This is a genomic window from uncultured Rikenella sp. (assembly GCF_910577125.1).
Lineage (GTDB): Bacteria > Bacteroidota > Bacteroidia > Bacteroidales > Rikenellaceae > Rikenella.
In genome coordinates this window covers 19439-38796 of sequence record NZ_CAJTMN010000002.1, presented here as the reverse complement: position 1 = coordinate 38796, position 19358 = coordinate 19439, and the positions used below count along the sequence as shown (strand labels likewise).

19 protein-coding genes and 1 CRISPR repeat array are annotated in these 19358 nt (G+C 54.3%); of the genes, 7 read left to right on the top strand and 12 right to left on the bottom strand.

Annotated elements, in window-relative coordinates; genetic code table 11:
- Window positions 1-320: 320 nt before the first annotated feature.
- The 11 genes from QZ292_RS00520 to QZ292_RS00475 form a co-directional block, all read right to left on the bottom strand.
- A complete protein-coding gene (locus QZ292_RS00520) occupies window positions 321-821 on the bottom strand; it encodes a hypothetical protein (protein WP_294596271.1) in 501 nt (166 codons plus the stop codon).
- A 12-nt stretch (window positions 822-833) separates the two neighbouring features.
- Window positions 834-1268, bottom strand: coding sequence for a hypothetical protein (locus QZ292_RS00515; RefSeq protein WP_294596370.1), 435 nt, complete (start codon window positions 1266-1268; stop codon window positions 834-836).
- Window positions 1269-1350: 82 nt separating this feature from the next.
- Entirely contained in the window at window positions 1351-1836 is a 486-nt protein-coding gene (locus QZ292_RS00510) for a DNA N-6-adenine-methyltransferase (RefSeq protein ID WP_294596268.1), read from the bottom strand.
- A 128-nt stretch (window positions 1837-1964) separates the two neighbouring features.
- Window positions 1965-2144 (bottom strand): hypothetical protein, encoded by a 180-nt coding sequence (locus QZ292_RS00505; RefSeq protein WP_294596266.1) that lies wholly within the window; start codon window positions 2142-2144, stop codon window positions 1965-1967.
- Window positions 2145-2153: 9 nt separating this feature from the next.
- Window positions 2154-2327, bottom strand: a complete 174-nt coding sequence (locus QZ292_RS10370) for an SEC-C metal-binding domain-containing protein (protein WP_363324062.1) — start codon at window positions 2325-2327, stop codon at window positions 2154-2156.
- The gene (locus QZ292_RS00500) at window positions 2328-2720 is read right to left on the bottom strand and encodes a hypothetical protein (RefSeq protein ID WP_294596263.1); all 393 of its coding nucleotides are present in this window, start codon (window positions 2718-2720) and stop codon (window positions 2328-2330) included. It abuts the gene before it with no gap.
- A 229-nt stretch (window positions 2721-2949) separates the two neighbouring features.
- On the bottom strand, window positions 2950-3525 hold the full coding sequence (locus QZ292_RS00495; RefSeq protein ID WP_294596261.1) for a hypothetical protein: 576 nt from the start codon (window positions 3523-3525) through the stop codon (window positions 2950-2952).
- A 19-nt stretch (window positions 3526-3544) separates the two neighbouring features.
- Complete coding sequence (locus tag QZ292_RS00490; protein ID WP_294596258.1) at window positions 3545-4432, bottom strand: ATP-binding protein; 888 nt, start codon at window positions 4430-4432, stop codon at window positions 3545-3547.
- Between the two features lie 18 nt (window positions 4433-4450).
- On the bottom strand, window positions 4451-6400 hold the full coding sequence (locus tag QZ292_RS00485) for a Mu transposase C-terminal domain-containing protein (protein ID WP_294596255.1): 1950 nt from the start codon (window positions 6398-6400) through the stop codon (window positions 4451-4453).
- Between the two features lie 71 nt (window positions 6401-6471).
- Entirely contained in the window at window positions 6472-6672 is a 201-nt protein-coding gene (locus QZ292_RS00480; RefSeq protein ID WP_294596252.1) for a hypothetical protein, read from the bottom strand.
- Window positions 6673-6685: 13 nt separating this feature from the next.
- The gene (locus QZ292_RS00475) at window positions 6686-6898 is read right to left on the bottom strand and encodes a hypothetical protein (RefSeq protein WP_294596249.1); all 213 of its coding nucleotides are present in this window, start codon (window positions 6896-6898) and stop codon (window positions 6686-6688) included.
- Between the two features lie 120 nt (window positions 6899-7018).
- Here QZ292_RS00475 and QZ292_RS00470 point away from each other — a divergent pair, with 120 nt between their 5' ends.
- From QZ292_RS00470 to cas2, 7 genes are all read left to right on the top strand, one after another.
- Window positions 7019-7807 (top strand): S24 family peptidase, encoded by a 789-nt coding sequence (locus QZ292_RS00470; RefSeq protein WP_294596246.1) that lies wholly within the window; start codon window positions 7019-7021, stop codon window positions 7805-7807.
- A gap of 654 nt (window positions 7808-8461) precedes the next feature.
- Complete coding sequence (gene cas3, locus QZ292_RS00465; protein WP_294596242.1) at window positions 8462-10111, top strand: CRISPR-associated helicase Cas3'; 1650 nt, start codon at window positions 8462-8464, stop codon at window positions 10109-10111.
- Window positions 10112-10120: 9 nt separating this feature from the next.
- A complete protein-coding gene (locus QZ292_RS00460; protein WP_294596239.1) occupies window positions 10121-11404 on the top strand; it encodes a hypothetical protein in 1284 nt (427 codons plus the stop codon).
- Between the two features lie 32 nt (window positions 11405-11436).
- A complete protein-coding gene (locus QZ292_RS00455) occupies window positions 11437-12504 on the top strand; it encodes a CRISPR-associated protein Cas7 (protein ID WP_294596236.1) in 1068 nt (355 codons plus the stop codon).
- Between the two features lie 25 nt (window positions 12505-12529).
- Complete coding sequence (locus tag QZ292_RS00450; protein ID WP_294596233.1) at window positions 12530-13081, top strand: CRISPR-associated protein Cas4; 552 nt, start codon at window positions 12530-12532, stop codon at window positions 13079-13081.
- The gene (cas1b, locus tag QZ292_RS00445; RefSeq protein ID WP_294596231.1) at window positions 13078-14094 is read left to right on the top strand and encodes a type I-B CRISPR-associated endonuclease Cas1b; all 1017 of its coding nucleotides are present in this window, start codon (window positions 13078-13080) and stop codon (window positions 14092-14094) included. Before QZ292_RS00450 ends, cas1b begins: the two co-directional genes overlap by 4 nt.
- An 8-nt stretch (window positions 14095-14102) precedes the next feature.
- Window positions 14103-14366 (top strand): CRISPR-associated endonuclease Cas2, encoded by a 264-nt coding sequence (gene cas2, locus QZ292_RS00440; protein ID WP_294596229.1) that lies wholly within the window; start codon window positions 14103-14105, stop codon window positions 14364-14366.
- Window positions 14367-14576: 210 nt separating this feature from the next.
- Window positions 14577-17748: direct repeats of the CRISPR family, unit length 30 nt; unit sequence CTCCCAATCCTACAATAGTTGAATTGAAAT.
- 139 nt (window positions 17749-17887) lie between these two features.
- Here cas2 and QZ292_RS00435 read toward each other — a convergent pair.
- Window positions 17888-19222 carry a DcaP family trimeric outer membrane transporter gene (locus QZ292_RS00435; RefSeq protein WP_294596226.1) on the bottom strand — a complete coding sequence of 445 codons (1335 nt, stop codon included), beginning with the start codon at window positions 19220-19222 and terminating at the stop codon, window positions 17888-17890.
- Between the last annotated feature and the right edge of the window lie 136 nt (window positions 19223-19358).

Here is a 19358-nt window from a genome sequence, read left to right as displayed (position 1 = left end):
CGCAAATATAAGAAAAGCCCGCACTATTTCGGCGGGCTTTTCTCTGTTTGTGTTTGTTCGGCCTCCAACATCCGAAGGGCCTGTAAACTGCTGATATAGGTTTGATAACATACACCGTAAATCGGCCTTATGTACGTGCGCCAAATCGCCTTTTTACACTTGCGATGGTTCTCCGGCTCGTAGTATTGCTCCGTAATCTCTCGCATCCGTCGTGCTCGATCGAAATATCCTTTTTTGTTATATGCCATGTTCCCGTTTTGATTATCTTTGTGTCGAGCGGCCAAACTCGACGCCTCGGACAATCCTTTGTTCGGGGCTTTTTAGTTTACGGTACCGCAGTCGGTCGGGGCCAGCACAACCACCGCAGCAGGAGAGGCGGTCGTCTGCCGTGGAGCATTATAGAACCAGCCGGAGGAACGCATGGCGCGGAGCTTGCGGGCGAATCGTTCCAGTTCCTCGTCGGTCAGCCGGTTCAGCGTGGCCCCGGCGTGGTGTTCGACGAAAGCGTTCAACACCGCCCAGTCGTTCGGCAGTCCGAGGCCGCGCAGTTTGATGTTCGCCGGGTCGGGACTCTTTGTCATCAGCGCGAGGCACTGCGACCGCAGGCGGCGGGTCTCGTTCGACACCTGCCTCGGGGCGACCTCCGGAACCGCTTCGCCAGCTAACGAACCGACCAAGTGCCGCAGTTGCGGCGCGGTCAGATCGGCCGTACTATCGACGCCATATCCGGCGTACATGGCTCGTTTGGTCTCTTCGTCCACGCCCTGTTCTTTCAGTAGAATGTGCAACTTAGCCAGCAGGCTATCACGGTAGGTCTTCATAGCTGGAAAGTGTTATCGGTCTGTTCTATCGTTCAAGTCATCGAGTTCTGCCATATCAGTAACTATTCGCTCGTATATTTTATACATCAACTCAGGCTCTTGTGGTTCCGGGATATAAACCCAGACAGGTTTGCCCGTCCCAGCCATCCACCCAGCCTCAGTATGTGCCGACCGCCCACAAGGACAAACCAACACGCAGGCGTCGGCCCATTGCATCGCACCAAAATCCGAACCGAAACCTCTCTCTGCATTCGGGTGAGAAAGGGCCTTTTTATATTCTTCCATTGTCCAGCTTTGCCAGTTTGGGGCAACTTCCGACCAAGAGAACCCTCCGTATGGCACCGGGTTGCGAAAGTCATACACTTCGTGTCCTAATTGTCTGAGATGGGCGACAACTTCCGTGTAATATCGGTTGCGCCAACTGCTTGCTACGTAGATTTTCATAATTCCAGTTTCAGTTTTCAGTTGTTGTTTATCCGCCGCAGGGCGACCTGCCCGCAACTCATGCCGTCGAATAGACTTAAGACTTTCATCGTTCTACTCGTAATAGCGTGCCTTTCAGTCCACTATTCAATATTTTCTCGGCGTTTTCTGCCCCGAATGCCACCAACACCGAACCACACCCCGGTGATCCGCCACGTGTGCCATCCGGTCGGTAAAAACGCACTCGTTCACGCAAAAAATACACACCATCCGCATTGGGAAATATCACCTCGTGAAACATCTTAGTGTCGCAGCGATCGAAAAGCAACGCAATTCCATTTCCATGCTCTGCCAGACGCTTTACGAATTGAAGTACCAGCGGATGCGAATACGGAGGATTCAACCATACGCGCCCGAACCACTCCTGCAACAAGCCGTTCTCTTGTTTGTTGAAATGTTTAGCTGCCGTATCCCACAATCTCGCCATCGGAGCGCACGGATCGAGGTCGAACGGCCCGAGGACATCGATTATTTCACGCGGCGTGTACCATTCGTCTGTCGTATTTTTCGACTTTTGAAACCGTGTATCCATATTTTGCTTTTAGCCCCCGGCGAGGGAGTCGAACCCTCAGCCTGCCACCACCGTCTGATGCCGGGGAGAGTCCCGCCGCGCGCTATGGGTGCAGGCGCACGCGGTGGGAGGTGTGCTGAAAACAGAGGCTATTCCGCCCGCTCCAAGCCGACAAAGACGTAACCTATCGGCGTCGCGGCTATGGCGTAATGTTCGACCTCGTCCACGTCGTAACCGGCCGGAACGCGACCTGTTACCCGTTTGTAATCGCCCTCGCGTTCGAGGAAAGGATTCGCCCCCTCTTTTTGATAAATGGCTGTGATCTTCATGGTTGGTTCTCATTTAACCGCTTTCGCGGAGTAATATTTAGTCTTCGTTCCACAGCAATGTTTCGCTTTTTTTCCTGAGCCACAAGGACACGGGGTATTTCGACCGATCTTGTTGCTGACCACCAAATCGTATCCCTGTTTCGGTCGGATACAGGTTACGTGACGTGTTGTTGTGCTTTTCATTTAGATTACTGCGAACTTGTCTTCGCGGACGATCTCGATTCCGCGAGCTTTGAGAATCTGGCGCACGGCCTTGTCCTGACTTTGGAAGAGCACGCCGAAGTCGCACGCCACCTTGACGTAGGCCGCAGGCAGCGCTGCGGCCAGTTCTGCGCGGGCAGCCGTCGAAAGCGGCTTGCCCTCTTTGACCGGCTTCGCGGTTCCCGCCTTGATGGCTATAATACCCGAATCGAGAGCCAGCCGCCCGTCGGCGAACTCGCCCAGGTGTTCGAGCCCGTAAGCCTCGACGACCGCCTCCGCGTCTTTGATACGCCCGGTCAGTTCCGAGGCCTGGATTTTCAACTGCCGCACCGTCTGTACGGCTGCCTCTGCCTGTTCTTTTGTTACTTTTTTCATCGTTAAAACATGTTTGAAAGGTTGTTAAATGTTCTCCGGCTTGCTTCCTCGTCGAGGGCGGCGATCTGTGCTTCGCAATCTGCGACAGCTGTCTTGTAGCCCGCCAACCGTGTGTCGCTCATGTATCCGCCGCTTTCCCGAAGCGTCCGACGGTAGTCTTGTAGTCGTTCGAGACACCGCGATCGTTCCCGACCTATCTCTGTTAAGGTTTTCATAGTCGTGTCGTATTTTATTCCGGATTGATTCGAGCAGCCATCTCGTCGCTGATCGTATAGGGCATTCCGCCGCCGTAGCGACTGATCGCGTAGGCCGTAAAACCCGAAACCCGTATTTTGATATTGGCGTTGAACTTGACCTGCGTTGCGATTCGTCCGGCCGGTTCTCGTCCGTCGGCGTGCGAGACGAAGACGAAGAGCTTTTTCGGAAACCGTTCGAGCAGCTCTTTGTAGGCCTCGAACGTCATTCCCGTATACTGCAACGAATCGACGATGACGACATTCCGACTTTTGGGTCTTGCGAGCCGTTCGGTCAGTTCGGCGATCGGTTCGTTGTCCAGCAGCAAAACCCGACTCCCGACTTCGACCATTCCCTCCCGCACGCACGCCGCCCGTATCGACTCGGAGATTCCCTCCTCCAGCGAGTCGTACAACACAGACTCATACTTGGAGAGTTCTTTGGCGAGCTGGAGCGCAAACGAGGTTTTGCCTTGCGCCGAGTCGCCCCAGATCAGGATGCTGCCCCGCAGCTCGGGCTGCCCCAGCAGCTCCCGCCACCTCCCCTCCAGGGGGATTCGCGGGAACCGCATCGTCAGCAGTTGTCCGATATTAACCGCGCGCGCCATTGTCTAACTGGAGAGCTATGATCGACCGTTTCACCCGACGCAGATCGCCCTCCGCGTCGTTCGTAATTTCCGCCACCTCGGCCGCATCCGTGATGCCGTTTGCCTGACAGATCGCCCGCACGTCTGCCGCATCGGCCCGGTGGATGCGGACGCAACGGTTCCCGACCCGCGAGAAGATTTCGCGATACCCGCGATACCCTCGTTTCGCTCCGTTCGTCAGCCGCATCTCCAGGTAGTCGGTCGCCATCAGCACCAACGCACACCGGTCTTCGAGGTCGTTGAACAAATCGATAAATTTCAGGAATACCTCGTTGTGCAGCTTGTCGGCCTCGTCGATTATCAGGGCCGGGCGAGCCTTCCGTCGCAACGTCTCGACCACTACGGCGTACATCGCCTCGTTGTCGTTATCCGACGCAGCCGAACTCTTGCCAAGCACCCGCAGTACCTCTTTCAGGAAGGCTTTGAGTTTCCACCCCTCCTTACAGGTTACACAGAATACCAGGCTACCGTTTTCGGCCGCATAGCGTCGAGCGGTGTAGCTTTTGCCTGTCCCGGCGTCCGCAACGATCGCCATCGCCATGGACCTACGCCGGGCATCCTCGAACGTGGTCATCAACTCGTTGTAGGGCCGTGTCGAAACGCCATGCCACTCCTCGCCGCCACTCGTGTCGGAGGCATAATCCCACAGTTGGCCACTGAGGTTCAGCCACATTTTCTCGGCGATCCGTTCCCATTTGCCGTTCAGAATTTGGGAAATCGTTCCGGCACTCACCCCGGCGAGGATAGCTGCCGCCTGGTTCTGTCCGCCGACCTGTTCCGTATAACGTTCCAGGCGGTCTCGAATCTCCTGTTTCTGTTCTTTCGTCATCATTGTGTATTTGGATTTTGATTAATATTTTCTCCGGATCGATCCTCCGTCCACATGGTCGTCGTTCAGTGTCAGCCGATTGACGATCTCCGATGCCCCGAAACGGGCCTCCTTGACCATTACTCCGGCCTGCAAGAGGCTCTGCGCATCGGTTCCGATCCGTTCCAGGAGCGCGCGCCGCTCTTCGCGCGATTGCCGGTTCTGGTCGCGGAGTCGTTTTTTGCGCTCCAGCACGGCGTTCAGTCGTTCACGATCGCCCGGCTGCATGTCGGCCAGAGCCATCGGCAGCGGCACGTTCTCCGGGGCGATGAAACGTAACCGGTCGCCCTCGACCAGCACCCGCGAGAGGTCTGCCGGGTCGTACGTGATCCGGACTTTTCGGCCGACCGCCTGCCGATAGATTGTCTCCGGCACGTCGTACGTGCGGCGTATCTCGCCGATCGTCACCGTGATGCCGCTGTTTCGCACCGTGTTTTTGTACTCGTGCCGATGGCCGAAGCGTTGCAGATAGACCTCTTCGGAGATCCGTTTCGCCCGGTCGGCCCCCATTGCTCGAAAACCATCGAGCCACACTTGCTCGCGTGACCGGCCGCTCCCTTTCCATTCCAGTGTCCGCATCGAGGCGATGAATCGGGCGATCAGCGCCGGAGCCTCCGCGATCGACGGTCTCCGTTTGAGATTGGTCTGTGCGAAATCGCTGTTGTGTTTCTCGCGTGCCGTAATGTTGTGGCCCGCGTAGTTGTTGTAATGTTTCAGGGCGTTGTGCCACTCGGTGCCGAATGACCGTTCGATCACTTTCGCACGGGCCAGTCCGGCGGTCGGTGGGGTGAACGTGGCCAGCGACTCGAAAAAGCCGAGCAGGTTGTCCGACCTCAGCCCCCAACGGTCGGCCACCGTCTGGTGCCAGAGGTAGTATCCGCCGGTCAGTTCGCGGATGTGGCGCATAGCGTTGCGGTAGGCTTCCCGAATCAATTCGTTGGTCACCTGGTCGCCGAACGCATAGCCCAGGATGTAATCGCAGTGGGCATCCAATACGACGTATAGTTTGAAACGATAGTAGTTGTCCCGCCCGTTTTTGAAGTAGAGATCGAGGTCGTTGTCGTCCGAATTGACCAACAGCAGCGGAGCGGTCGGCCGAATACGGTGCACGATCGGGTCGAACTCGTCGGCCCACGCCTTGGAGCCGCGGCGCGAGACATCGATCTCCACGGCATGTTCGGTCATGTAGTTGAGTACCGTTCGCGGGGTGATGGTCGGCGCTCGGTGCGAGGCTGCCCAGAGGTTGTAGGTCTCGGCCGCGACGGTGGCGGGCAGCTGGTTGCCGTGGCTGAGGATGTCGAGCAGGACAGCCCGATCTACCCGGTCTTTGACCTTGGCGCGGTTCCGGTTGCCGAATCCGGCGTGAATCAGGGCCGTATACCCTTCGGCCTGGTACCGCTGGTATTTTCGTTTGAGGGTGATGGCCGTTTTCGGCAGGTTGTTCGGGTAGTCGGCCCGAATGCCGTCCACCAGTTTCAGTATCTTTTCCCAACGCCCGGCCATCGACAGCCGGGCAGCCTTGCGTGCCGCCGTCATCACTTCCAGTGTTTCCCGAACGGCGTTCAGAATCATCGCGTCGTTGCAGTAACTGACAATCGCCTCGTCCGGGAGCTTCCGCCCGCCGTCGTAGGTGTAGGCCGTGAAGACGTTGTAGGCTTCGGTATCCTCGCGCAACCGTTCGGCGAACGGGGCAAACTTCCTCCGGGCATGCGGGTCTCCGTGCCGGGCCTCCCACGCCTCGCGGTAGCGCACCGGCAGACTGTCATACTCCACCAGTGCCGGACTGCCATAACAGGCACGGCGCAGAACGCGCATTTTTCCACGGTGGGCCAGTGCCGTATAAGTGCCGACAGGCATCACCCCGTTCGGATTTTTATCCGAGAGGATCAGCTCGCCGCCTGTAATGCAGAGTATGTTACCTAAATATTCCATGAGTTATTCGTAGTTCCCGCCCCGATCTCGCTCCGGGCGACGGCCTTGTGCCGTGGCGGGATGCCTCTCATTCAATCGAGCTCGATTTCGATCACATCCAGTAGATTGCTCGTTCGCATGCTATTGACAGACAGTTGCGCACTCGCAACACCGTTATCTTTCATCCACTGCCTGGCGCGATTGATAGCCGCCTGTTTATTACTTCCATCCGGGATGCAGGCCCCCAAATCGTTATATTCGTTATCCAGCAGCTCGAAATAATACCGTCTCATCGTTGTATCGTGTTTAGTTAATCGCTCCTGTTTGTTCGGAGACAGAGACTGCCTCGTACAATTGTCCGCCCCGTTCGAGGGCTGCCGCTCGCAGCCGTTTGGCTAAGTCCGAATGCCCCTCGAAGTTCAAGGCCTTGTAAGCCATTCGCGGCGTTACCTCGAAATCGAGCGCCAACCGAAGGCGTCCGCCCAGCGGCATAATGATTCGTTGTCTGGCTTCTTTCATTGTTTGATTATTTGAGTATCTTTACACCGTTCCGGTGCGGAATCTGAATGCAATATTACGAGAGATATTTCAATCATGCAAATAAATAAGAGAGATTTTTCGATTCTAAAAGCTCGTATTTTGGAATACCTTGAATACAAGGGTATTACAAAATACCAATGTTATAAAACTTGTGGTATATCGAACGGCATTTTGACTCAACCCAATGGTTTGTCTGAAGATAATACGATTAAATTTCTCTCGTATTATTCCGATGTAAATCCCGAATGGTTCTTTACCGGCCAGGGTGAAATGTTAAAAAGCGAAGGACCGGCACCAACGCTCATTCCGAAGTCTACAGCTGTGCAAATGGAACCACCTTCGGACGATCATACCGCTGTCCCGGTTGTCGAAATGGAAGCTGCCGCGGGGTTCGGTGCTTCGAATGCGGAGTACATGGACCGGTCGCAAATGATTTATTTACCGAAAGGAATGTTGCGTGGACGGGCCGATCGGCTGTGTATTAAGGTCGTAGGAGATTCCATGTCGCCGACTCTCTATAATAATAGTCGGGTTATTGTGCGACGGCTGCACGAGAGCGAGTGGGAACACGTACGCAACCAGGAGATTTATGTCGTAACGAATCGAGAGGGGAGTACGTTCATTAAGAGGATCGAAAACAAACTGCATCATAACGGTACAATTACCCTGCTGTCCGACAATGCCGACCAGCGGCTATACAAGCCGATCTCGCTGCCGGAAGAGGAGATTTTCGCCATTTGGGCAGTCGAACTCTTCTTGGTACGAACGCTCGGCGAACCGTCCGATCCGATCGGCATGGCGAACGAGATGCAGACGATGAAAAAACAGATTTCCGACCTTTCGACCGTTGTCGGCAAACTCGTTCAAAAAGTGGGAAAAGACAGCTAAACCGGCGCACACATCTGTTTTATTCTGCTATAATGCGACATATCAATACTTTGTCGCATTTTTATGCTTACACTCGGTCAAACAGACGGTATTATCCCCCTGCCTATCCCTCGGAAACACCCTTTTAGCTTTACTTTTTCGGCACTATCCCCCTTTCAGTCGGTATATTTTTGACCGAATTTGCAATAGCAACTGCAATAGCATCTGCAATACCAACTCCAATTTTTGAAAAAATCGGACTGGAATCGGCAGGGTGTCAAATGGGCTTCAAAGGGTGGTAAAGAGGCGATAAAATCGCCCGTTTTGGAGCCTTGTTTTTGTCATTGTGGCAGAGTTGGAGGCGAGGGGTAAAAAGAGTGCTATTTTGCGCCGCTATTGGGGTTGCTGTATATTATGATGTCACCGCGGCGCGCGTTTTTTGAAAGAAAATCATACTTTCGATATGAGTTTAGGAATGTCGGTTATATAAGCAACAAAAAAGGCGGCCATTTTGCCGCCCTGAATGATACTGAAATTATACCGAATTATACTTTTCGTTTATTCAACCTATCGCCTGCTGCTCTCTTGTAACTCTCTTATATATTTGTCATTACTGTCTTTTTCTTCTATCCTCCCCCTTGTACTTTTCGTTTTTCCCCCCTTAGTCGGGAGCGGATGCGGCGGAAAGAGTGGTCGCTCTGGCGGGGCGTTCTGATGGCGGCCGACGGGATGGCCTCGGCGCTGGCGGAGGGGGGAGCGGCGGAGCGGATCGATGCCGGACGGCTTTTCCGGGTGCCGGATTTGAGCTATTACGCTTCGCGGCGAAACGAGCTGTATCCGCTCTCCCTGACGGATGCGGCGGATGCGAGGCCGCATACAATGGTGACGGCGCCTACGGGGGCGGGCAAAACCGATTTCCTGCTGCGCAGGTGTCGAGGACGGGTCTTCTATACGCTGCCGTTTCAGGCCTCGATCAATGCGATGTACGATCGGATTCGGCACGATCTGGAGGGAACGGGAGCGGACGTGAGGCTGTTGCACGCCTCGTCGATGCTGAGGGACGAGGGCGGAGCGTGGGAAGAACGGATCCTGCAGCGGCATCCGGGAGCGGCGGTCAAGGTGATGACGCCGCACCAGATGGCTTCCGTGGCCTTCGGAGTCAAGGGATACGAGGCGATGCTGGCCGATTTGCGGGGTTGTGACGTGATTTTGGATGAAATTCATACGTACGGCGATGAAATCCAGTCGATTGTGCTGAAAATCGCAGAGGTGCTGCTTTCGGTCGGGTGTCGTGTGCATGTGGGGACGGCGACGATGCCGCGGGCGTTGTATGACCGGATGCTGGCTCTGCTGGGTGGGCCGGAGCGGGTTTGCGAGGTGCGGTTGCCGGCGGAGGTGCTGGATACGTTCGACCGCCACCGGGTCTATAAACTGGCGGACTGGGAGGCGGCCGGGCCGGTGGTGCGGGAGGCGGTGGAGCGGGGTGAAAAGGTGCTGGCGGTCTGCAACCGGGTGGCGCGGGCGCAGGAACTTTACAGCCGGCTGGCGGAGGAGTACGGGGCGGAGGTGCCGGTGATGCTGATTCACAGCCGCTTTAAACGGGGCGATCGGGCGGGACTCGAAAAGAGGCTGGTCGGGGAGCTGAACCGGCTGCCGGCGGGCGAGGGCTGTATCGTGGTGGCCACGCAGGTGGTGGAGGTCAGTCTGGACATCAGTTTCGATGTGATGGTGACCGAGTGTGCGCCGCTGGATGCGCTGGTGCAGCGTTTCGGACGCATCAACCGGCGGCGGACGCCCGAAACGCAGGGGAACTTCCGGCCGGTGTATGTGGTGGCGCCTCCGGACGGGGTGCGGGATGCGGCGCCTTATGACAAAGCTGTGCTGGAGCGGAGTTTCGACCTGTTGCCGGACGGCGACCTCTTTCGGGAGCGGGATGTGCAGCAGAGGCTGGATGCGCTCTATGAGGCTATACCGGCGCGGGCGGAGGAGTTGGGTTTTCTGGCGGCCTATCGTGACGGACGGTGGTGCATCGGCGGGCTGATCCATCATGCGAAGTCGGTGTTGTGGGAGAAGTTGAATGTCGATTCGGTGGCCTGCATCGTCGAGGGTGATGTCGGGCGGTATCGGACAGCGTCGGCGGCGGAGCGGCTGGCGATGGAGATTCCGGTCTCCTTCCGGACGGTGCGGTATAGCGGCCTGAACCGTTTGCCGGAGTGTGGCAGCGAGCCGTATGTGGTTCCGGATCGGGCTTATTCGCCGGAGACGGGTTTCTTGTCCGAGTTCGCCCGGCCGGAATTCGAGGATGTGACGAATCGTTTTTTGTAGTTTGGAATTATGATAACATCGTATATAGGAGGCCTCTTTCTGGAGGCGTACAACGCCCGCGAGGGGACGGACTACAACGCGGAACGCTTTTTTACGGAGGTGCTCCATCCGCTCTTTTTCGACCACGAGAAATATATGTTGTGGCCGACCAACTCGCCGTTTGTGCAGGGGGTGAAGAAAGACCGGCCTTTCACGGCCGCGCAGCGGAAAGAGAAGCTGGACGAGTTGCACAGGAAGATCCGGGAGGAGACGGAAGCGGATGCCAGTATGGCGTTGGGTTATCCGGCGGCAGGGATGACGGGCACGACGTCGGGACAGGTGACCGACATGGTGCTGCCGCTGGAGCCGGAGGATTACTACCTCTCGTGGATCGGGGCGGCGTTGGGTGTCGGTGTGGCGGGCGGCTGGGCAATTCTGTTCGACCGGGCGGAGATTCTGCTTGCCGTTTTCGACGGGTGGAAATATTACCGGGAGCTGCTGAACAGCGTCTCGCGGGCCGAGGGAAACAAGGCCTTGACGTGGAACGGCTGCTGGGTGCGGCATCGCTTCAGCGAGGAGTTCGATCCGGACTATCCGACCGATAATTTCCTGCCTCACGAGAAGGTGGCGGGAGGGGTATCGGTCGGCTTCGAAACGGAGGGATGGGCGGATATTCTGCAGGAGATTGCCCGCCATTTCCCGCAGGAGCGGCTGATGGGATATATCTGGAAGTCGGGACAGACCAACGAGACGATCGGATTTATCCCGTTCGAACTGCCGGAGATCGTGCGCCCCATCGATTTATACGTCCGGCTGTTCGGCATCGAGTCGGCCCGAAAGGCGAAAGCCCTCTTCGGAACGGCCTGGGGGTTCGAACGGTGCTGTCAGCAGGGGAGCATCGGCATCCGGGCCATGGAACCCAAAGGACTGAGGGAGATTATGGAGGGCCGCAAGGCGTTGAAATACAAACCGGACGACGAACAGAACAAAATCACTTTTCAAACCTACTTAACCTGGATACTGGCTATGCTGAATAATGAAGACTTGCGGACAGTTGCCCGTGAACTCGCTGTGGAATTGCATACTTATGTGCTCGAAAGCAAACAGGGGAAAACCGATCGGGGAAATCAAATCGAGAATCTCCTGAAAGCCCGCCACCGGACGGCGTTTAACGATGCGATTCTGCCGGTGGTCGGTGTGCTGGGCGAGCATTCGAAACTATACGAGGTCTACACCCTGATCAACGGGAATATGCCGGCCGATAATGTGCCGTATTTTCTCGGACTGCTGCGGGTCGAGTACGCCGTGTTGTAAAAAAGAGAAACCAATAAAAATCCTATAGAACGATGAATCCGTATATCTACCTGCGCGTGTTGCGCCATGCCGACCATACCGTTTTCTGTGTGCAGGACGGTCAGAAGTCTTATTACGATCCTACTTTCGGCCGCCGGATGGCCTACTCCAGCGGACAACAGGTGAAACGTTCCGTCCTGGAAGCGCTGACCGACGCGTTGAATGTCCCGATGGCGCCCATTACGTTCAACTACGAGATCAATAAGGCCGGCAAGATGACCAATAAGGAGCCGTGGTCGCCGTGCGATCCCCACTATGTGGATCAGCTGATCGGCGGCTGGATGCGGGCCGCGTCGGAGAACTATACCGTGAAGCGGCGCAGCCCGCTGTCGATTTCGGCCATGCGGCCGCTGCACCCGCTGTTGGGCGGGCTGGAGATGGAGGCCGAGAACCTGACCTTCGACCGGAGCGACCGGCCGGAAAACCATCCGGTGATCGTCCGGATGGAGGGCCAGAAGGAGCCGATGACCGGAGAGCAGATCGACAAATGGTTGAACGAGAATTGCCGGACGCTGCCCCGGCGCCATTGGATTCCCGATAACCGGCGGGCCAGCGGGCTCTTTGTGTTCGACGTGGCGATCGATCTCAGGAGGCTCTTTTGCGTATCGACCAACCCGCACGAACCGGAGCTGACGCCCGAGATGATCGAGGCGTTGAAAAACGAAGGGTGGATCGAGAGCGAAAATACGTTCGGACACTGTCTGGTCATGCCGAAAGAGAAACGCGACGAGGTGATTCCGGCTCTGGCGCACGCGCTGCTGAACTGGCGGATCACCTCCAATCAGGCCCGGACGTTCAGCCTGATGGAGACGCTGGCCGTGGCGATCAGCGACAATGCCAATACGCTGGCCGGTGCCATTCGGACAAAGCTGATCGACGACGGGGGCGACCGTCCGAAAGCGAAGCCGATCGTGGACGATTCGGTCGGAGCGGATGTGTTCGTCACGCTGCCGGCAGCCGGCTACTTCGCCACCTCAATCGAGAGTGCCGACGCGCTGGCGGCTGCGGAGCGCGATCTGACCGAACGGATGCAGGCATTCGACTACGAGCGTCAGAAGTAGGCCGGAGAACGGTTGTCCAGGGCGTATGAAGTACGGCGGAGGTCATTTCAATTACCTGCTGGTCTGCCCGCGTAAACTGTGGCTTTACGCGGGCGGGGTGGGTATGGAGCATACCTCGGAACGGGTGGCCGAAGGGAAATTGCTGCACGCGACGGCCTATCCGTCGCGTCCGGGGCGGTACGAAGAGCTGGAGGTGGGGCCGGTGAAGATCGATTTTTACGACTCCCGGCAGGGGGTGATTCACGAGATCAAATTGTCCGACCGGATGGAGGAGGCTCATATCTGGCAGGTCAGATATTATCAGCTGGTATTGGAACAGATCGGGATAACGGGGGTGCGGGCGGTGGTGGAATATCCGTCGATCCGCCATACGGAGCAGTTGGAGGAGCTGACGGACGAGGATCGGGCGCGGCTGGGCGAGATGGAGAGCCGGATCGACCGGATCGTCGAGTCGGAGCAGTGTCCGCCGATTCCTCCGAAACAGAAGGGGATTTGTCGCCGATGCAGCTATTTCGACTTCTGTTATGTCGGTGAGACGGTTCCGGAAGAGGATTCGGATCGGGAGGACTCGCTATGAAACGAAATTATTATCTCTTCAATCCGGGCGTACTGACCCGGCAGGACAATACGCTGAAGTTCACGCCCCGGGTGACGGACGAGGAGGGGGTGGTGCGGGAGGGAACGCCGCGCTTTATTCCGGTGGAGACAGCCGAGGATTTCTACGTCTTCGGTTCGCTGGATGCGCCGAGTTCGCTCTACAATTTCCTGGGACAGAACGATGTGGCGGTTCACTTTTTCGACTATTACGAAAATTACACCGGGTCGTTCATGCCGCGCGATTCGTTGCTGTCCGGGCGCATGATTCTGGCTCAGGCGGCCGCTTATCAGGCTCCGAAACGGCGGCTGGAGATTGCGCGCCGCTTTATCGAGGGGGCGGCTTTCAACATGCTCAAGAATTTGCAGTATTACAACCGTCGCGGGAAGGATACGCAGCCGATGATGGAGGCGATCGAGGGGCATGCGGCGCAGATTCCGCGGGTCGGTGCGGTGGATGAGCTGATGGGAATCGAGGGAAATATCCGACAGGCCTATTACCAGGCCTTCGATCTGATACTGAATGATTTCGAGATGGGTGTCCGGACGAAACAGCCGCCGCAGAACGAGGTGAACGCTCTGATTTCGTTCGGCAATATGATGTGTTATGCACAATGTTTGCGGGCGATCCACCAGACGCAACTCAATCCGACGATCAGTTATCTGCACTCGCCGGGTGAACGTCGGTTTTCGCTCTCGCTGGATATTTCGGAGATTTTCAAACCGATTGTCGTGGATCGTGTGATATTCAACGTGTTGAATAAAAGACAGATTCAGGAGAAACACTTTGACCGCTCGTTGAATCGGTGCGTGTTGAACCGGTCGGGTCGGGAGATTTTTGTGAAGGCGTTGGAGGAGCGTTTCCTGGAGACGATCCAGCATCGGAAATTGGGCCGGAAGGTGAGTTATCGGTATCTGATCCGGCTGGAGTGTTACAAACTGACGAAGCATTTGTTAGGGATGGAGGAGTACAAACCGTTTAAAATGTATTGGTAGGGAGCGCGATGTATGTGATTTTGGTTTATGATTGCGGCGAGAAGCGGGTGGGAAAGATGTTGAAGTTGTGCCGGCGTTATTTGTCGTGGATTCAGAACTCGGTGTTCGAGGGCGAGATCACGGCGGTGAAGCTGCGGGAGCTGGAGCTGCAGGCGAGGGAGATTATGGATCCGGAGGAGGACAGCCTGATTATCTTCGAAAGCCGGAACGAAAAGTGGCTGGACAAACGGATTATAGGGTGCGAACGGGCGTCGGTGGACAATTTCCTGTAGTTGTCGTTCGGAGGGTGTGGCTTGCTGTACTGTGGGGCGATGTGTCGCGTCGTGTTCTTTGACGTGTTGAAAATCAGATAATTTACCGGAGTTGTCGATCCCCGTGTGTTTTCGCGGGATTGGAGGTCGACAACTTTCGGATGCCGAAAAAACGTTTGGTACATTTCTAATCGTTTGATTTTTAGTGTATTGATTCTCCGTTTTTCACGGCTCCCAATCCTACAATAGTTGAATTGAAATAAGCGAGAACAATCAAAGAGGCAATCGCAACTTCCCCTCCCAATCCTACAATAGTTGAATTGAAATTTCTGTCTCGGTATCAATAGCCGTGCGCAACCCCTGTCTCCCAATCCTACAATAGTTGAATTGAAATGGAAAAATCGAAGGTCGAGATCGAGGACTTCTTCCGAACTCCCAATCCTACAATAGTTGAATTGAAATACGAACGGTCGATGGCTCCTTTGCCCGACCGCGCCTCCCAATCCTACAATAGTTGAATTGAAATTTGAGCAGCTCGTGGTCCTCGCCCGCCGCGTCTACTCCCAATCCTACAATAGTTGAATTGAAATGACGGGGCCGCGGGGGCCACAAGGGGCTACCGGAGCTCCCAATCCTACAATAGTTGAATTGAAATGAAGCCGCCCCGCGGCAGGTGTCGAACGAAACCCCTCCCAATCCTACAATAGTTGAATTGAAATGCGTATGAGTGTAGTGCACACCTACGGGGGCGTTCTCCCAATCCTACAATAGTTGAATTGAAATCTCGAAATCGCGTTGCATACGCTCGACACGGAGAACCCTCCCAATCCTACAATAGTTGAATTGAAATTATCGTCTTCGCTGAGCAGTAGCAGGCCGCGCTCCGCTCCCAATCCTACAATAGTTGAATTGAAATCAAAATGCCGCGACATAGCAAAGGAATTGAAACACTCCCAATCCTACAATAGTTGAATTGAAATAACTTCGTTTTAATCCACTCGGCGTCAACATGGTAGTCTCCCAATCCTACAATAGTTGAATTGAAATGTCTACTACCTGCCGAATGCGCTTCGGATTGCGGACTCCCAATCCTACAATAGTTGAATTGAAATCTTGATCTGCGAGAGATTTTTGGGGTCGATGATCCTCCCAATCCTACAATAGTTGAATTGAAATGATGCGGCCCTGACCGGCGTCGATCAGTTTCCGCCTCCCAATCCTACAATAGTTGAATTGAAATTGGGATCTGATGCGGACGCTGCAACAACTGACTTACTCCCAATCCTACAATAGTTGAATTGAAATGATAATCTAACAAATTGGCAGCTGCCATATCGGCTTCCTCCCAATCCTACAATAGTTGAATTGAAATCTGGATTCGCTCGTGATTGTGATGAATGCGGATCCTCCCAATCCTACAATAGTTGAATTGAAATGAGCAGGGGACGGAACAGGCCCCGAACCCGGAGGCCTCCCAATCCTACAATAGTTGAATTGAAATTGCTTTGGGGGGAACCTTATTTGGTGATAACCAACTCCCAATCCTACAATAGTTGAATTGAAATTTGTTTTCACACAAGCCGCAATCGCCGAAGCGAGAACTCCCAATCCTACAATAGTTGAATTGAAATTGCTGTTCGATGGGGAACTCAACCGAGTCGCCGATCTCCCAATCCTACAATAGTTGAATTGAAATTGTGGTGAATGTCTTGTTTGTCGCGAAGCTGTTCACTCCCAATCCTACAATAGTTGAATTGAAATTTCGGTAATCGTGTTCGTTGCTATTCTCGTCGACACTCCCAATCCTACAATAGTTGAATTGAAATTTTACACCTTGACCGGAAAGCAAAGCGCCATCAGCCTCCCAATCCTACAATAGTTGAATTGAAATCTGGATGCGGGAGGACATGGAAGAGCTGAATCGGCCTCCCAATCCTACAATAGTTGAATTGAAATGATGGTGTTTCTTGAAGCGGATTTGGACATGGCCCTCCCAATCCTACAATAGTTGAATTGAAATTCCCTCTGCGGCTGCGGGACGAGGAGGATGGCAGCAGAGCTCCCAATCCTACAATAGTTGAATTGAAATCACTCTTTCCCGATTTTGACCAGCGGAGCCGGGTTCCTCCCAATCCTACAATAGTTGAATTGAAATGCTGTCTCCTCGCGTGTCTCCCGGCTGGATGGGGCGGCTCCCAATCCTACAATAGTTGAATTGAAATAAAAATCGTCGTCGCTGCGGTAGACGGGTTGATTCTCCCAATCCTACAATAGTTGAATTGAAATAAAAATCGTCGTCGCTGCGGTAGACGGGTTGATTCTCCCAATCCTACAATAGTTGAATTGAAATCTGACAGTTTCTGCAACACCGGCTACTGCAACTGTATCTCCCAATCCTACAATAGTTGAATTGAAATTGGCTATATCCACTTTTCTATCAAACAGCACCTCTACTCCCAATCCTACAATAGTTGAATTGAAATTCCGTACATGGCCCCCAACCGGGCAGGCTGTCCCAACTCCCAATCCTACAATAGTTGAATTGAAATCGATAGGGAGCGACAACCTGAACATAACGGGTCTCCTTCCAATCTTACAATAGTTGAATTGAAATTCGGATGGACGATTTGATAAAAGACGTGGTGATCCTTCCAATCTTACAATAGTTGAATTGAAATCTGAATTTGATTTCTCGTTTCATGTCGTTATTCTCCTCCTAATCCTACAATAGTTGAATTGAAATGTGCTGTGGTGTTCTCTTTGCCCACAATCGACAGCGTCCTCCTAATCCTACAATAGTTGAATTGAAATGGGTATTAAGCCTCTCGCTGGTTCTGCTGGTCTTTCTCCTAATCCTACAATAGTTGAATTGAAATGTACTCTTGGTACTCAAATTTTGAATCAGGTAATCAACTCCTAATCCTACAATAGTTGAATTGAAATGACAATCACTTGGATGTTAGTCCTTTGTCTCGTTCCTTCCAATCTTACAATAGTTGAATTGAAATTAAATCGACATACAGGCATTATGCTCATTTACGAAAAACTTCCAATCTTACAATAGTTGAATTGAAATCATTTTATACAAAGAGTTTCCGTTGCTGGAGGCCTCTTCCAATCTTACAATAGTTGAATTGAAATGACTTTCAGTCGATTACTGTCGCGACTTTCCCCGATTCTTCCAATCTTACAATAGTTGAATTGAAATCAGGATGCGGAGGATTGTTAATAAAATACTGGTGCTTCCAATCTTTACAATAGTTGAATTGAAATATCTCCTCTTTCAGGTTGAGAAGCAGGCGGCCGTTCTTCTAATCCTACAATAGTTGAATGGAAATTTTTTAAACTTCGGCTTCTGCGGCGGCTTCTGGGCCTCCCAATCCTACAATAGTTGAATGGAAATATCGGCAATTACTTGTCGCAGTACTTCGCAAACCTCTGCACAATGCGTAATCGTATAATCGTTGAGTTCGTTATAAAAACAAACGGGGAGACGCCGAAGCAGCTCCCCGTTGCCGGATTTACGGTATGGAAATTCTCCGTTAGAAGTTGAACTGTACCATCATCTGGGCCCGGTTCGCATGCGCTTTGGCATGATCCGCATTCTTGCGCGTGCCGTAGAGGTATTCTGCGCCGACGCTGAAGGCCGGAGTGATGTGGTAGAACAGGTTCCCCACGATGTATTGCGACAACCGGTAAGTGTCCGGAGCCTGTGCAAAGTAGTTGTTGCGGTTCCATACGCTCACCTGGCTGTACGCCGCATTCATCTGCCAGCTCGGGCTGAAGTTCATCTGGACTCCGGCCATCCAGCCCATCGCCGGCAAAGTCTGCAACCGGCCCGTCTTCCGCGGATTCGACACCAGGTCGTAGCCGTTGCCGTTCAAGTCCTGGATGTAATTTTCAATCCCTTCGCCGTAGACCACCTGTCCGAAAACGTTTGCCGAGCGACTCAGCGCGATCCGGCCGCTCAGCATCGCTCCCCAGCCCACTTTGGTGATCGTGTTCAGATTGACGTTGTCGTAGTAGTTCATTGCCCGGATGATCCCCGAAGCGCGCAGGTGACTCCTGCCCTTGGCCCAATTGTACTGGAAATAGACCGGGAAGTCCGGAATCCGTTGAGGAACCACATAGGCCGCTTCGCCCGGAGTCGTGGCACTCACCACCGGCATTTCGGCCGCTACGGCGAACTCCCAGCTCGGGCTGATCTGCAGGTGGTAGCGAACCATCAGATTCCGCTGGTAAGTATAGGCGTTCGGCCCCTGGAAGTCGATCGTGGTCGGTGCCGCGTTGAGGTCGGCGAACGTGGTGGTGCGCTGACCGAACGTCAGCCCTTTGAACGATACGTAGGCTTCGCGCAGCCGGAGGACGTTGTCTCCGCCGCGGAAGTCAGTCTCGATGTAAGTCTCGATATTGCCCAGCGCCTTGGTGTGCACGATGGTCTTGAAGAAGAGCCGCGAGGTGCTGGCATCCATCCGGAAGCGCTGTTTGTTGGACGGCGTCTGGATCATCGGGATGTCGTACGTCACGAAGTCCTTGTTCTGGATGACGTTGCTCCAGTCGTAAGTCGTGCGGAAGCTGACGAAGCCCCCGATCCCGAAGACCGCCTTGTTGGCCCGGTCCGAAATGATGAAATTCGGCACGCCCGACTGCTGGAACCCCGGTTTGACGGTTTGGGCGTAGATGTCGATCGCCCGGCCTTTGAGCATCCAGACGTCGTCCGTCTGCGGATCGGCGCCGATGATCCAGACCGTGTTGCGTTTGTCGCGCGGGTGGCGCCGGGGCGTTTCGTCCGAGACGGCGGCGTTGTCGCCGGCCCAGGCGCCGACCGAGCCGAGGCCGAGAGCGGCGGTGGTCAGCCAGGTGTAGATTCTTTTCATAAAATAGGTTTTTGATTGGTGAATAAAATGTGATAGGTGGATAAAAACCTCTTTCGGCAGGGACAATTTTTGTGCCAAAGCGACATGCGGGGAGCTCGGACGACGGAGTTTTCCGGTCGGGAGCGGTAGATTTTGT